Genomic DNA, 14,213 nt, shown 5'->3' with positions numbered 1-14,213 from the left:
GAACCGTTACGTTCTAGCCGTAAATTCTCATTAGCACTAACAAATCAAAATACTGAAAATGTCAGGAGTCCCCATGCTCAGCCAAACCATGATCGACAAACTGAACGAGCAAATTAATCTGGAGTTTTACTCCTCAAATCTGTATCTGCAAATGGCATCCTGGTGTGAAAGCCAGGGACTGGACGGTTGTAATAACTTCCTTCGCCGCCACGCCCGTGAAGAAATGGAGCACATGCAGAAGCTATTTGATTACGTCAATGAAACCGGAGCCATGGCCATTCTTGGTGGTATTGATGTCCCTCCCCATGAATTTGCGTCCGTCAGGGATGTGTTCCTCGCTACTTATGAACATGAGTGCACGGTTACTCAAAAGATCAATGCGCTGGCACACACCGCATTTACCGAACAGGACTACTCTACATTTAATTTCCTGCAGTGGTACGTTGCGGAGCAGCACGAAGAAGAGAAGCTGTTCAAATCCATTCTCGATAAAATTGATATGATCGGTATGGAAAACAAAGGTCTATATTATATTGATCAGGAAGTGGCCAAACTGATGAGTGAGATGCCAGAGCCTTCTGCTGTATAACGGTTATTACTTTTCTTTTATACGGTTACTGCAAAGCCTGAAATACATTAGCCAATGTTACAAGTTCTGTTGTCGTAACATTACCAACAGAACTTATTCAACAAAAATTCCTATTCCTGAAAGTACAATTGTGATTTCAAAACACCTCAACCCTGCGCTTAATCATCAAGACCCATTCCTGTTGAGATATTTTTTAAAGTCAGCCTTACTTTTCTTGATCATCCTGTCCAGTGGGTGTGGCGTATTAAAAAAAGCACCGGAGCAACGACCAGTAAAATTCAGTGAGTTGAAGGGCTGGAGTCAAGAGCAGGCTATTGCAGCCAGACCTGTATTAGTGAACAGTTGCCAACACCTGAGTCGCTCAGTATTGACCGATAAAAGCCCCTGGGGAGATTACCAACAATGGCAATCTCTTTGCAGGGAGCTTATACAAACCCCCGACCGACAGCTGAAAGCCTTTTTTGAACAGAATTTTAAGCCGGTTCAAATTGCCCCTGAAGAGAAAGGCTTGTATACAGCCTACTTTTCACCCGTTATTCCCGGCAGCCTGACTCCTTCAGAAGAATACTCTATTCCACTGCTAAAACTTCCACGAGATTTGGTCAAGGTCAGGCTTTCAGACTTTGGACTTAGCGGTCAGGGCCTGGTTGGTCGGGTTGAAAAAGGCTTCCTCAAGCCTTACGGGAGCCGGGAAGAAATTGATCAGAATACCCCAAAAGAGAGAGATGTACTCTTATGGCTGAAAAGCCCTGTAGACAAGTTTTTCCTGCAGATACAGGGTTCTGGAAATATCGAGCTACCAGATGGAAAGATAATTCATGTCGGTTATGCGGGTAATAATGGTCACAACTATGTAGCCATTGGAAAAGTTCTTAAGCAACAAGGGGCACTGGAAGAGATTTCCATGCAAACCATTCAAGCGTGGCTGGAGGGAAACCCCGATAAAAGGGAGTGGCTACTCAACCAGAATCCGCGCTATATCTTTTTCAGTTTTTCGGATGAAGGAGCCATAACAGCTCAAGGTGTACCTGCCAGTGCCAGAAGAACACTGGCAGTGGACCCAGCCTATATTCCCCTGGGGATGCCTGTATGGCTGGACACCCAGCTGACAGCCACCGGAGAGCGATTTCGACAATTGATGGTTGCCCAGGATACAGGCAGTGCCATCAAAGGCCCTGCACGCGGAGATATTTATATGGGCCTTGGAAAAGATGCAGCCCTGCTCGCTGGCCCACAGCAGGAACCAGGTAGGCTATATGTCTTACTTCCTAAGTAACTCAATAAAAACCTCTATTTGAGAAAACCTATTATACAGGAGTCGGATTATGGATCCGGCTCGCTATTGTACGTAACAAGTATATCCACCCATAAAATAATCAGAACCATTCTCGTATTACAATAATTTTTACTCAGTTATCAATAGGTTATTTTAAGTAATACTGGCTAGTTCTATTTTATAAAAAAAATGAACTATGTTCCCAATAAAACTGTCTTATAACAGTAAGCCTTAAAGGCCATCAATTAATATGAGTCATATCTTTAAAAAAAGGAAAAGAAATGGACGGTTCTCCAATACTAGAACAGAGCACATTATTCACTCCCGGTTTCCAGATCGGATCTTTCTCAAGTCATGATATTGAAACAGAAGGAACCTTTTTAACAAGAGCAGTCAGGCAACATCATGGAGAGGCTCCAAGCCTAATTAACGAGAGTCAAAGTTATACCAGTAGAGCATGGTCTTCAATTAAGAACATACCAGACAATATTTCAATATTTTGCAGAGCAGCCTGCAAGGTTATTTTAATCAATTATTATCTGTTAAAACATAAACTCATTGGTATTGAGTTCACAAGTGACCATCTTAAGTCCTGTATTCAATCGCTTGGTCCAGCTTATGGCAAGATATTCCAATCTATTGGTGCTGACGAAGCATTATTGAATAAGCTAGCCGATTATCTTGGCTCTACGGCTGAAGAACGAGGTAAATTTGCCGAGGTTATTCGAGAGGTTCTCGGTAACAACCCTAAAATACCTGATGAGGTCGCCAAGTCTATTCTTGATAATGCAGAGTGTGAGGGTTATGAATTAAATTCCCATATAAAAACAGGCACGATTGGCTCATGTTTTGAAGTTGAAAAAGAGGGTAAATTACAGATAGCAAAAGTCATTCCTAGCTGGAAAGCTAATGATTTAGCGGCAGGAATATTGTCAATGAAAATGTTATTTTTACTTTTGCCGAAAAATCTAAAATGCACTGTCAAAGAATTAACCGATCCATTCTTGGCTGAATGTAGCCTTGCCGAAGAAAGGCGTAACCTTATTCAATTCAAGGAAGCGCTAGAAAGTGTTTCATGTACAGAAGAACTGGATACTTACGGTACTCCACGAGCGACATTAACGTTTAAAGCACCACACCTGACTCAGGATGTCAGAGTGGACAATTTACTGCTCATGGAAAAAGTCCCTGGAGACACCCTTGATGAATTAACCAACCCTCAAAATCATCAACTGCGTTCACGCGTCTATCAAACCTGCTTTGGTACAGAGCTAAATGATGATGATGATTTTTTAGATATATTACAGACTATTCATGAACAAACAAAAGAAAAATGGCGTGAAATGGCGATAAATAAAGGTGTTGTCCATTGCGACTGTCATCCTGGCAATATAATGCTAAGTTTCAATCCAGGCAGAAGTATTGAGGTCTGGTTTATCGATTTTGGCAATCTCGTAGTGCTTACAAAAACAGAACAACAATTGTACCCTGAAGTTGTTCACTTAATCAGTGGTCTAGCTAACCCATTTGAGAGATTAGATGATACAAAAATGAATCATCTGGTAAACATGCTGTGGAATAGAGTTGCAGTCGCTCGTAAAGATTATAGTCAAAACGGATTGGAAGAGTTTAAACGAATATTAATCGACGAGTTTAACTCTAGCAGAGTAATACTTGAAGCCATAGAGCAACTGCCTCCAGAACAGGGAGCACAACTTCAACAAGAGCTTCAGAATCCAATGACTCGGCGTGCTTTAATGACTATTCTTCCCGGCATTGCCTCCACTAAGTTAAGCGGAGTATGTCAAAAAGCAGGAGTTCAGCTACCTCCATCATTCACACGTTTTATAGCCGCACACTTCAAGGCTGGAGCCGCGCTTCAGTAATCTCTAATCAGATAAATCCGAGTGAAGTACCAAGACTATAAATTATAGTCTTGGCTTCCCCTTTTTAGACTTAAATACAAATTAGGCTCTTTAAAAGAGTATCAATCCAACTAATATTGAGCTTGTACAAGTAACGGTGAAAAGATAAAACTCAATGCTTTGTTTTTGAGCGTATCTCCTTCCTCTAAGCATATACAAAGTATGCAAAGCTTAAATACAAAGGGTCATTGCAAGCACTTTACCAACCAGTTTATTAATACCTTCTGCCACCTCACTGATGCTCTTTGCCAACATGTAAGCTGGAGTGGTAATGAGCTTATGAGTCTCATCCACAACAATATCATTAACCGCACAGGCCTGATGAGTAACTCCAGTCTGCTCCATGGCTTCAGCGGTAGCTGCATCATTGCCAATGGTCGCAACCACACCCTCACCAAAAATACGACCCGCCATTGCCGGAGCAATACAAATCAAACCAGTGGGCTTGCCAGCTTCGGCAAAAGCCTTAACAGCAACCATCATATCGACCTGCACTCGCAGCTCGGCTCCCTCGAAAGCGAAGTCTGAGAGGTTTTTGGCTGCACCAAAGCCTCCCGGGACAATCAAGGCATCAAAATCAGCAACCCTGAGGGCAGTCAGGGGTTCGATATCACCCCGGGCAATTCTGGCCGCCTCAACCAGAACATTTCGTTGTTCCGAGGTTTCTTCACCCGTCAAATGGTTGATAACGTGGTATTGGTTTATATCAGGAGCGAAACACTTATAGACGGCCCCATTCTGCTCGATACTCAACAACGTGAGTACTGACTCATGAATTTCAGCACCATCGTATACACCACACCCGGAAAGGATCACTGCAACTTTCTTCTGATGACTTGAACTCATTGTTTATTCTCCTATCTATACATTCATTTATAAATCGCACAGAAGGTTTTCTGAAAAGGAACTGAGCCTCAACAGAGGTTATTCGTATACCTTGAGTGTTCTATAAAGTAGCTTCAGGCTCAACTCGTCGATGAATTAATTTGGAGTCAATCTTGCCATTAGCCGATCGTTTTCAAGCCCCAGCGCTGTGTACTCTATCAATAGTTGTTGGAATCACCATCGGGTGGTGGCTTAGAGATAATCAGTATGACTCTGATATTTCGCCGTCTTACAGGAGCCAATCTGAGCATTCAAACGATCACACCATTGCAATTAATACTATTGAGCCAATAGGAAGTGTCAGCAAAAGCAGTGCCGAACGAATACGTTCCGAATTCATTCAGGCTCTGGATTCAGAGCAATTTCCCGATGCCTTACTCATTTTTCAGCGATATGAACAGCTTCATTCAGACACCCTGGCAAGGCTTTCTACTGAACTAATCAACTACGCTCATCGTTACCGCACAAGTAATAATCTGGTACCAGCTATTCAACTTCTCGAGTTTTTTACAGAACACGATTACCAGAACATTGAATTACAACGAGAACTCGCTGCCTGTTATGTTGCTACAAACCAGTTCATCAAAGCATTGGATATCTATACCAGTGCGAGATCCTACAGTCATACCAGAGAGGACATACAGTCATTCGATCAGCAAATTCACCAGATTGCCCAGATGCTGTATGAAAAGAACAAGGAAGCATCAAGCCTTAAAGACCTTATTCCCGTCTTTTTAAGGCTCAGTTACCTTGAGCCAGATTACAGCCTTTACCGGCTAGCTCTGGCTGAAGGTTACCTCTTGAGCGATGACACCGAGAGGGCAACCCAGGAATTACTCGTATTACAAATGGATAATGAGTTTAATGAACTGGCCAGCCGATACCTGACCAGAATCTCATCTGAGCCCTCACCTGAGAGTACTGATAACGAAAAATCAACGGTCCCACTATCCGCTACAGGTGAACACTATGTCGTCGACACGCTACCTGGTAACAAACATCATGCCCGCCTGCTAATTGATACAGGATCCAGTCTCACAACCTTACCAGACAGTATTTTGTCGGAGCTACATAGACAAAATCAGGCAAGCATGATCGGCTCTATAGACCTGACAACGGCTATTGGAACCCATCGATCCCCACTTTACCGTCTCAAGCGGTTCCAGATTGGGGACTTTCTTATCAACAATCTGGAAGCGGCTGCATTTGACCCTGTTGATCCGAATATTGATGGGTTACTTGGTATGAATGTTCTTAATCACTTCCACTTTTTTATTGACCAGAACCGGCAACAGTTGTCACTAACGCCAAGACACATGGAGTGAAAAGATAGCCAGTGCTATCATAAGCGCTGATCCTCATGGTCCTAGACTTTAGGTCAAGAGTCACAAACAACCACGGTAAACCACTTTATCTATGCAACTCATGCAAGACTTATGATGCCAGGCACCGGAATGTACAGTTATATAACAGCAATTGCTGTCCTGGTGCTTGGAGGCACATTTATTTTCTGGCTCATGCGTAACAGAAAACAGTCAAAACGCCCCCAGCCCATGCTTGACCCTCAGAAAACCATTATCCCCAGGGATAAGCACCCGGTTTCCCGTCGTCACATCAACGATAATGCGCTGAAGGTCATTAATCGCCTGAACAGTCAGGGCCACGAGGCTTATCTGGTGGGTGGATGTATCCGGGATCTCTATCTTGATCTTCACCCCAAAGACTTCGATGTTGCGACCAGTGCCAGCCCTGAAGAAGTGCGCAGGCTGTTTCGTAATTCCAGACTGATTGGCAGACGCTTTAAATTGGTCCATGTCCTCTTTGGTCGTGAGATGATTGAAGTCGCTACATTCAGGGCGAATCATGAGCAACACCATGGACAGGAAAAATCCCGCCACTCTGAGTCCGGAAGAATTCTCAGGGATAACGTATATGGCACCATGGAAGATGATGCCATGCGTCGAGATTTCACCGTTAACGCCCTTTACTATGATGGCCGTGATTTCAGCGTTGTCGATTTCTGTAACGGTGTTGATGACATACGTACAGGCACTCTACGACTGATTGGAGACCCGGTTACCCGCTACCATGAAGACCCGGTACGGATGCTGAGGGCAATACGGTTTGCAGCTAAGCTCAATTTCAGTATGGCTCCGGAAACAGAGCAACCCATTCGGGAACTAGGACACTTGTTGCGCGATATTCCATCTGCACGATTGTTTGATGAAGTACTGAAATTACTGCAGTCAGGTCAGGGTGTCCGGACTTTTGAGCTGCTGCGTGAATACCAGTTATTCGGCTCACTTTTTCCAGCGACAGAGCATTGTCTGAAAGAGCAGGACAAATATGCCTGCAATGTGATTATTGAATCGTTGAAAAGTACCGACCGACGTATCAGACAGAACCGCCCAGTTACACCGGCATTTTTATTTGCCGCCCTTTTATGGGCGCCCATGAGACGGTTGGCAAGAGAACTTATGGATCAGGGAATGCCACCGGTTCCGGCTTTTCAGCAGGCATCCATGACCGTCATCACCAACCAGTGCAATCATACGGCCATTCCCCGCCGTTTTTCGATGATGGTGCGTGACATCTGGGACCTGCAAATCCGACTTGAACGCAGACAACCAAAACTGATCGAGTCATTATTGGAGCACCCTAAATTCCGTGCTGCTTATGACTTCCTGGTTCTCAGGGAACAATCCGGAGAAAACCTGTCTGCTGCAGGACAATGGTGGACTGAAATTCAGGAATTAGACGAGCATGGTCGTTATGCCATGATCAAGTCGCTTTCCAACCATGGAGGCCAGAAAAAACAGGGACATAAACGCCGGCGGCGCAGGCGGAAACCACGCTCTGATGACACTTCATCTAACAACCAATCTGGAGAATCCTGATGACAGAAACCGCTTATGTGGCATTGGGCAGCAATCTTGAGCAGCCAGAGCTCCAGCTGCAAAGAGCCGTCGATCATATTGACAGTGCCCCACATATAGCCGTTTCTGCCTGTTCCAGGCTCTACCGAAGTGACCCTGTTGGCCCTCCGGGTCAGCCGGATTACTGCAATGCGGTTGTTGCTGTTAATACAACGTTAGAGCCCATTCAATTACTGGATGCCCTGCAGTCTATAGAAAATGCTCACGGCCGCGTCCGCTCTGTACGCTGGGGACCCAGGACTCTGGATCTGGACATCATTCTCTTTGGTGACCAGACCATTGAATCAGAACGACTGACCATCCCTCACTATCAAATGCATGTTCGCAACTTTGTGCTTTGTCCTTTGCTGGATGTCGCACCTGAACTTGAGCTTCCGGATGGCACGGTATTGAAAGCCATGGTTGATGAACTGGGTTATCAGGGGCTTAATGTCATCGCAGAGAGCTATCCGTGGGTTTGAAAAGCCCAGTCTCTGCAAACGTGTCGACTTGTGTATTGCGCCAAGCCCTTAACTGACAAGCATTCACACTTCTCGTATAATCCGCGGCAGCAACTAATCAAGGTCTTTACCCATGGCTAAAGTCACCCTAAGTATCCTGTCCGAGATGAAAAAAGCGGGTGAGAAATTCACCAGTCTGACTGCCTATGACTCCACTCAGGCTCACCTGGCCAGCAGCCAGGGCGTTGAAGTGATACTGGTTGGTGACTCCCTTGGCAATGTCTGTCAGGGACAAACCAGTACGGTTCCCGTTACTGTAGACGACATGTGTTATCACACCCGCTGTGTCAGTATGAAAGCGGGCGACTCCCTGTTAATGGCAGACCTGCCTTTCGCATCCTACACCAATGAGCAGCAGGCACTGACCAATGCAACCCGCCTTATGCAGGCCGGTGCTGAAGTCGTCAAGCTGGAAGGTGAAGCCTGGTTGGCCCCCATCGTTACCCGCCTGCGTGAACAGGGAATCCCTTCCTGCGTCCACCTTGGCCTGACACCACAGTCAGTACATGTTCTGGGTGGCTACAAAGTCCAGGGAAGGGATGAAGCCCGTGCAAATGCCATGATTGAAGCAGCCATCCAGCTGGAAAAGGCTGGCGCCGCCATTCTGGTACTTGAGTGCGTACCTTCTGTGCTTGCCAGAGAAATTACCCGTGCTGTTCAGATTCCAGTTATTGGTATTGGTGCCGGTGCTGACACCGATGGTCAGGTACTGGTGATATACGACATGCTCAATATGACAGCCGGACGCAAGCCCAAGTTTGTGAAAAACTTCATGGCGGAAGGTGGTTCTGCGCAGGATGCTGTTGCAGCCTATGTTAAAGAAGTAAAGAGCGGCACATTCCCAGGCTCAGAACACGGATTCGAATAAACGGATAGTATCCATCATGCAAACTGTACACTCTATTGCTGAAGTTCAGGATATCGTTGGTGCCCGAAAGTCTGAAGGGTTACGTATTGGCTTTGTACCTACCATGGGGAATCTTCACGGTGGGCACCTGACACTGGTGGAGAAAGCGAAAGAAAGCTGCGACTTTGTTGTGGTGAGTATTTATGTCAATCCTCTGCAATTTGGTCCCAACGAAGACTACGATTCCTATCCACGAACCATGGAGCAGGACCAGCAACTTCTTATGGATCACGGTGTTGACTTGCTCTATGCAGCCAGTACCCATGAAATCTATCCTGAAGGCAGTGAAAACCACACGCATGTGAGTGTCGATGTGCTTGATGGTATGCACTGCGGTAACACCCGGCCAGGTTTTTTCCGCGGCATTGCAACGGTCGTCACCAAACTGTTCAACATTGTTCGTCCGGATATCTCAGTATTTGGTGAGAAAGATTTCCAGCAGCTGACCATTATTCGCAAAATGGTGAAAGACATGGTGATGCCGGTTGAAATTCTCGGCGCACCTATTGCCCGAGAACCGACTGGACTGGCCATGAGTTCACGCAACGGTTACCTGACACCGGAAGAGCGTGGTGAGATAGCACCTACTCTGTATCTCTGCCTGACGGAAGCCAGAGAGGCTATTCAGGCTGGTGAGACCGACTTTGACCTGCTTCGCAGAAATGCGTTTGCCAAAATGGCTCAGGCTGGGTTTAAGCCAGATTACTTTAATATCTGCAATCCTGAAACACTGTTGCCAGCTACCCATAATGAACATTCTCTGGTCATCCTTGCTGCCGGCTATCTGGGCAAAGCGCGGTTGATTGATAACATTTACGTAACTATTCAGCACCCTTCATATAAATCTGGAATTTTCTGATTTTTCGACCATCATCTTATACTCAATTTTTCTAACAAATCTCCAGTATGGAACCAGACTTCCCAGCTACTCCGTTTACCGAAGCTCTCCTTAAAGAGAATGAAGAGCTTCGGACCGAGAATGCGCTTTTACGGGAACGTTGCAGCGAACTGGAAGAAAGGGTTAATAAAAACAGTCAAAACAGTAGTAAGCCACCATCGTCAGATGGTTATCAAAAGCCCAGTAAAAAAGGGAGTGATAAAGGTGATACATCTTCCAAAGAAGCCCCCTGCTCCTCACAGGAAACACCGAACCCCAAAAGCCTTAGACCATCTTCAGGCAATAAACCAGGTGGCCAGAAAGGTCATCAAGGCTCTTGTTTGAGACGTGTCGCCTTACCCGATTATGTCAGGCATCTGAAGGTTGAAAAATGTTGCTGTTGCCAGTCTTCGCTTATCGATATTAAACCCACCAAATACATTGAGCGACAGGTTTTTGATCCAGGTAGACCCGGAGAATTTGAAGTTACCGCGTACTGGGCAGACGTTAAAGTATGTCCTTGTGGTAAACGGAACACCGCTGAGTTTCCCCAAGGAGTGAAAGCCGCTGCTCAATACGGAGAAGTGACTCAGGCAATGGCTGTTCATTTAAACCAGTATCACTTCATCCCATATCACCGGGTGTCTGAGTATTTCAATACTATTTATTGCATGAGTGTCAGCGCAGGCTCTGTTGCCAATTTTGTTGCCTATACCCATGAGAACCTGGCCTCTACTGAGCAGAGTATCCGCGATGCTTTACAAGAAAGTCCGGTTGCAGGAGCGGATGAAACTGGCATGCGGGTTGACGGTTCACTGTGGTGGTTACACATTATGCGAGATGACCAATGGACGCTTTACTACCTCTCAGAAAGGCGAGGTTGTGAAGCAATGGATGCAATGGGCATCCTGCTGACTTTTGCAGGCATTCTGGTTCACGATCATTGGAAGTCCTACTTTGCCTATGCGGCAGTGCATGTGCTTTGTAATGCCCATCATCTGAGAGAGCTTCAGGGAGTTGTCGATAGGGATGCGAATAAGCTGGCTCTGCGGCTGATGAAATTGCTTACGCTCTCCTGGCACTTCTGCAAGAAATACAAAGCAGCCGGTCTGACTCAAATGCCTGGTGCAATACAGCTTCGCATTGAGACGATATACGACCAAATCCTTCAAAGGGCTCTCACGAAGGAAACCGCTTATATGGAAAAACAACGACAGGTGCTTGGACGTAAGAAGGTCAGGAATACCAAGGCCTACAACCTGTTCAAAAGGCTTATTGAGTTTAAGGTTGAAACGTTGCGCTTCATGTCGGACTTTTCAATTCCCTTCGATAACAATGGCAGTGAACGTGATGCCAGGATGGCCAAACTTAAGCAGAAGATCTCAGGCTGCTTCAGAAGCGAAGACGGAGGTACCATGTTTACCCGAATCCGAAGCTATTTATCATCTGCTAAAAAGCAGGGGTTGAACATATTTCAGGCGCTTCTTAAAGCGGTTCGAAATTACAACAATACGCCTTTGCTGGGTGCTGAATAGTTACACATTTACTTTAAACGATAATTCTTTATCTAACTGGATTCAGATTTCTGAATCCAGTTCTAATAAATAGCATAAGGCTATTTATTCTACGCTATACCCATGAGCTTTATTTTGGAAATAAAATTGTGTATGAATCTATATCAAAACTTCTACGCACTCCCTCACCATCAAGGTCACACCATTGCCACGAGGACTCATCTTTAACTTCGAATTGACTCAACCAATCAATCATTGTTTCATCTTTAACAAGTTCGACCTGTGCACTTTGCTGCCATTGACCAAAGTTATCACAGATATCGATATTTAAACTTTTTGAAATACCAAAATAAACTACACCTTCAGGTTCTACCGTTTTTACCACAGCATCAAGAAAATCTGCTTGCATTTTATCGCTCAAAGCATCATAAGCTGCAGTCTTTCTAGTTGAGTCGGGAATTTCAGGAAAATCATACTTTTCGTTAAAGCAAGACTGTGCATAGTCTCTGATTAAAACGCTCAACTGAGAAAGTACAAGAGAAACGCTCACAAAATCTCCGCGAACATTTGGATACTCTCCCTGAAAAGACAAGCCTTTTCGATATACTTCATCCAGACGGGTTTCAAAAAGAGCCAATAGCTCCTCTTTCTCAGTATTTGTCTCGGGTGAGGGTAAACCATCAACAACATGACGGATTAACAAGCATAACTGGTTCATAACCCCCGTCAAATCAGCCTGCATATAAGCCAGTTTACTTTTGTATTCGCTCGATAATCGATTAGATATTGCTACTCTTGGACTAGAAGTATCAATATCGACAAGTGTTACTTTCTTATAGGTCTTCGCCAAAGTTTCTATGGGAATATCGGTAAGGTTACCAGCTCCCATAATAACTGCGTGATTCTTTTGAGAGGGTATACTGGCTGCTTTTTCTATAGACCTTCGAGAAAGAACAAAGTGCTTGCCGTCAAAATGGCTACCACTACGACGACTGGCCCCATCCTGAGTAAAATGCCTTACAACCTCAGGGTAAAGACAACATTCTCTTGCTCCACTGTTCACTACTTTTAAAGCTGGAGCCAGTTCTGAAAAATCGCCCCCTGCATTAATATTGCTTAACTTAACATTCATAATATTATTATTTAGTCAAAATAATGATTCATTGAAATAAAGCTGTTAACGCTAGCCTAAATACACAATAAGAAAATATAAGAACAAATGATCTCGTTGGGTGCTCTCTCTGAATGATTGAAACAATAGTGCTCTATTTTCACAGCTACTATGGGAACACCACTCATAATAGTTAACTGTCATGCCCGCTTCTGTTATTTCCAGCTCTACCAAAAGCATCGTTTTGCAAATTGAAGTTTCTATAGATTCAGGCAACATGCTGAATCTTGAAGATAGTTTACAGCGTGCACTCAATGAAGCCGGGCAGCTTGGAACAAAAGAGTTATTGGGGCTATTTGAATCACCCAATAAAGAACCTATCGTCGTTAATCAGCAGAAGTGGAACTACAAAGGAAAGGTTCTTAAGCACTATGAAACCTTATACGGTCGTATACCTTTGGAGCGCTCCGTATATCAGGGTGTCAGAGGTGGCAGTACTCTGGCAGCACTTGATCTTCGTGCCGGTATTATTGGTTCAGCTACCCCCAAATTTGCCAAGTCTATCGCCTGGAAATACAGCCAGATGCCAGCGCCTGCGGTAAAAGAAGATTTTGAGACCAACCATCAAAGGACGCTTTCAAATTCTTATATCAAGCATTTATCGGACAGAGTAGGTGCATTAATTGAAGACCAGCAAGACACTCACTACCACCTTCCTCCACTAAAAGAGCCTGTTGAAACAATAGCCATTGGTCTGGATGGAACCTGCATGCTGCTTTGTGAAGAAGGCTGGAGGGAAGCCATGTGTGGGACATTGAGCCTATATTCTGCAGATGGAGACAGGCTCCACACGATATATACAGCCAGTTCGCCAGAGTATGGTAAACAAAGCTTTATGAGCAAGCTCGACGAGGAGATTGCAGATCTAAAACGACTCTACCCAAATGCCACATACATCGGGGTAGCTGACGGGGCTAGAGAAAACTGGAGTTATTTGAAACAACATACCTCTGGGCAGATACTCGATTTTTATCATGCATCTGAATATTTAGCTGGAGCAGCGGAAGCACTGTTTCCAACCAGTAAGGCGAAGCGACACCAGTGGCTTGAAGACAGGCTACATAGTTTGAAAAACAAGCGTGGAGCAGCCAAAAAAATCCTTCAGGAAATTGAATCAGCCGAGCTCCCGAAAAAGACAATCGCACTGACAGAGAAGCGCTACAAAGCTGTGAGCTATTTTACAAACAATCACCAGTTAATGAATTATCATCAGGCGCTTAAACGCCATTGGCCAATAGGTTCAGGAGTTACTGAAGCGGCTTGTAAGACTCTGGTAAAGCAACGATTATGTGGTTCTGGAATGAGGTGGAAAGCAACAGGAGCGGAAGTGCTTTTGACAACAAGAGCACTGATCCAGAGTAAGGGGCGCTGGGAACAACTTTGGTCTGAGTTCATGACTGGAAAGGTTGAAGCTAACCTATGAGTCAGTTATCAAATTGAGAGAGCACCCATCTCGTTTATTTTAAATATTGATTGCCTTGGCTAGAAATCTTGCTTAATCCTGAGCTGATAATAACACCCTATTCATCATCACCTTTTATCAAACCCCCCCAAGTATGCGCACTTATTCTGTTAGAATTCGATTCAGTTATTGACCATAAGTTCCATATCATCCTATATAATCAATATGGTT

12 protein-coding genes are annotated in these 14,213 nt (G+C 44.7%); 10 read left to right on the top strand and 2 right to left on the bottom strand.

Annotation, left to right across the window (positions count from 1 at the left end):
* Positions 1-73 precede the first annotated feature (73 nt).
* The 3 genes from ftnA (at position 74) to ACOCLE_RS23660 (ending at position 3,751) form a co-directional block, all read left to right on the top strand.
* The gene (ftnA, locus tag ACOCLE_RS23670; protein ID WP_419534506.1) at positions 74-589 is read left to right on the top strand and encodes a non-heme ferritin; all 516 of its coding nucleotides are present in this window, start codon (positions 74-76) and stop codon (positions 587-589) included.
* The gene (locus ACOCLE_RS23665) at positions 561-1,865 is read left to right on the top strand and encodes a murein transglycosylase A (protein WP_419534505.1); all 1,305 of its coding nucleotides are present in this window, start codon (positions 561-563) and stop codon (positions 1,863-1,865) included. The genes ftnA and ACOCLE_RS23665 overlap by 29 nt, the downstream gene beginning before the upstream one ends.
* Before the next feature lie 281 nt (positions 1,866-2,146).
* Positions 2,147-3,751 carry an AarF/UbiB family protein gene (locus ACOCLE_RS23660; protein ID WP_419534504.1) on the top strand — a complete coding sequence of 535 codons (1,605 nt, stop codon included), beginning with the start codon at positions 2,147-2,149 and terminating at the stop codon, positions 3,749-3,751.
* Positions 3,752-3,961: 210 nt separating this feature from the next.
* On the opposite strand, the gene elbB is transcribed toward ACOCLE_RS23660, so the two are convergent.
* Complete coding sequence (elbB, locus tag ACOCLE_RS23655) at positions 3,962-4,636, bottom strand: isoprenoid biosynthesis glyoxalase ElbB (protein WP_419534503.1); 675 nt, start codon at positions 4,634-4,636, stop codon at positions 3,962-3,964.
* 152 nt (positions 4,637-4,788) lie between these two features.
* Here elbB and ACOCLE_RS23650 point away from each other — a divergent pair, with 152 nt between their 5' ends.
* The 6 genes from ACOCLE_RS23650 to tnpC all read left to right on the top strand — a co-directional run bounded on the left by ACOCLE_RS23650 (position 4,789) and on the right by tnpC (position 11,430).
* Positions 4,789-6,000, top strand: a complete 1,212-nt coding sequence (locus ACOCLE_RS23650; protein ID WP_419534502.1) for an aspartyl protease family protein — start codon at positions 4,789-4,791, stop codon at positions 5,998-6,000.
* A gap of 228 nt (positions 6,001-6,228) precedes the next feature.
* The gene (gene pcnB / locus ACOCLE_RS23645; protein ID WP_419534501.1) at positions 6,229-7,572 is read left to right on the top strand and encodes a polynucleotide adenylyltransferase PcnB; all 1,344 of its coding nucleotides are present in this window, start codon (positions 6,229-6,231) and stop codon (positions 7,570-7,572) included.
* Entirely contained in the window at positions 7,572-8,072 is a 501-nt protein-coding gene (gene folK, locus ACOCLE_RS23640; protein WP_419534500.1) for a 2-amino-4-hydroxy-6-hydroxymethyldihydropteridine diphosphokinase, read from the top strand. The genes pcnB and folK overlap by 1 nt, the downstream gene beginning before the upstream one ends.
* A gap of 112 nt (positions 8,073-8,184) precedes the next feature.
* Positions 8,185-8,979, top strand: a complete 795-nt coding sequence (panB, locus tag ACOCLE_RS23635) for a 3-methyl-2-oxobutanoate hydroxymethyltransferase (protein ID WP_419534499.1) — start codon at positions 8,185-8,187, stop codon at positions 8,977-8,979.
* Between the two features lie 16 nt (positions 8,980-8,995).
* A complete protein-coding gene (gene panC / locus ACOCLE_RS23630) occupies positions 8,996-9,877 on the top strand; it encodes a pantoate--beta-alanine ligase (protein ID WP_419534498.1) in 882 nt (293 codons plus the stop codon).
* Between the two features lie 47 nt (positions 9,878-9,924).
* Positions 9,925-11,430, top strand: a complete 1,506-nt coding sequence (gene tnpC / locus ACOCLE_RS23625) for an IS66 family transposase (RefSeq protein WP_419532963.1) — start codon at positions 9,925-9,927, stop codon at positions 11,428-11,430.
* 109 nt (positions 11,431-11,539) lie between these two features.
* On the opposite strand, the gene ACOCLE_RS23620 is transcribed toward tnpC, so the two are convergent.
* Positions 11,540-12,541: a hypothetical protein gene (locus ACOCLE_RS23620; protein WP_419534497.1), complete on the bottom strand. Its 1,002-nt coding sequence runs from the start codon at positions 12,539-12,541 to the stop codon at positions 11,540-11,542.
* Positions 12,542-12,722: 181 nt separating this feature from the next.
* Between ACOCLE_RS23620 and ACOCLE_RS23615 the strand changes: the two genes are divergently transcribed.
* Complete coding sequence (locus ACOCLE_RS23615) at positions 12,723-14,003, top strand: ISKra4 family transposase (protein ID WP_419532972.1); 1,281 nt, start codon at positions 12,723-12,725, stop codon at positions 14,001-14,003.
* Positions 14,004-14,213 lie beyond the last annotated feature (210 nt).

The organism is Endozoicomonas sp. (genome assembly GCF_965196975.1).
Taxonomy (GTDB): domain Bacteria; phylum Pseudomonadota; class Gammaproteobacteria; order Pseudomonadales; family Endozoicomonadaceae; genus Endozoicomonas.
This window is presented reverse-complemented; position numbering and strand designations above follow the sequence as displayed.

Excerpts from the sequence above, each read along its gene's own strand:
- ftnA (WP_419534506.1), top strand. The coding sequence starts at position 74 with ATGCTCAGCCAAACCATGATCGACAAACTGAACGAGCAAATTAATCTG.
- ACOCLE_RS23660 (WP_419534504.1), top strand. The coding sequence starts at position 2,147 with ATGGACGGTTCTCCAATACTAGAACAGAGCACATTATTCACTCCCGGT.
- elbB (WP_419534503.1), bottom strand. The coding sequence starts at position 4,636 with ATGAGTTCAAGTCATCAGAAGAAAGTTGCAGTGATCCTTTCCGGGTGT.
- pcnB (WP_419534501.1), top strand. The coding sequence starts at position 6,229 with ATGCTTGACCCTCAGAAAACCATTATCCCCAGGGATAAGCACCCGGTT.
- folK (WP_419534500.1), top strand. The coding sequence starts at position 7,572 with ATGACAGAAACCGCTTATGTGGCATTGGGCAGCAATCTTGAGCAGCCA.
- panB (WP_419534499.1), top strand. The coding sequence starts at position 8,185 with ATGGCTAAAGTCACCCTAAGTATCCTGTCCGAGATGAAAAAAGCGGGT.
- panC (WP_419534498.1), top strand. The coding sequence starts at position 8,996 with ATGCAAACTGTACACTCTATTGCTGAAGTTCAGGATATCGTTGGTGCC.
- tnpC (WP_419532963.1), top strand. The coding sequence starts at position 9,925 with ATGGAACCAGACTTCCCAGCTACTCCGTTTACCGAAGCTCTCCTTAAA.
- ACOCLE_RS23620 (WP_419534497.1), bottom strand. The coding sequence starts at position 12,541 with ATGAATGTTAAGTTAAGCAATATTAATGCAGGGGGCGATTTTTCAGAA.
- ACOCLE_RS23615 (WP_419532972.1), top strand. The coding sequence starts at position 12,723 with ATGCCCGCTTCTGTTATTTCCAGCTCTACCAAAAGCATCGTTTTGCAA.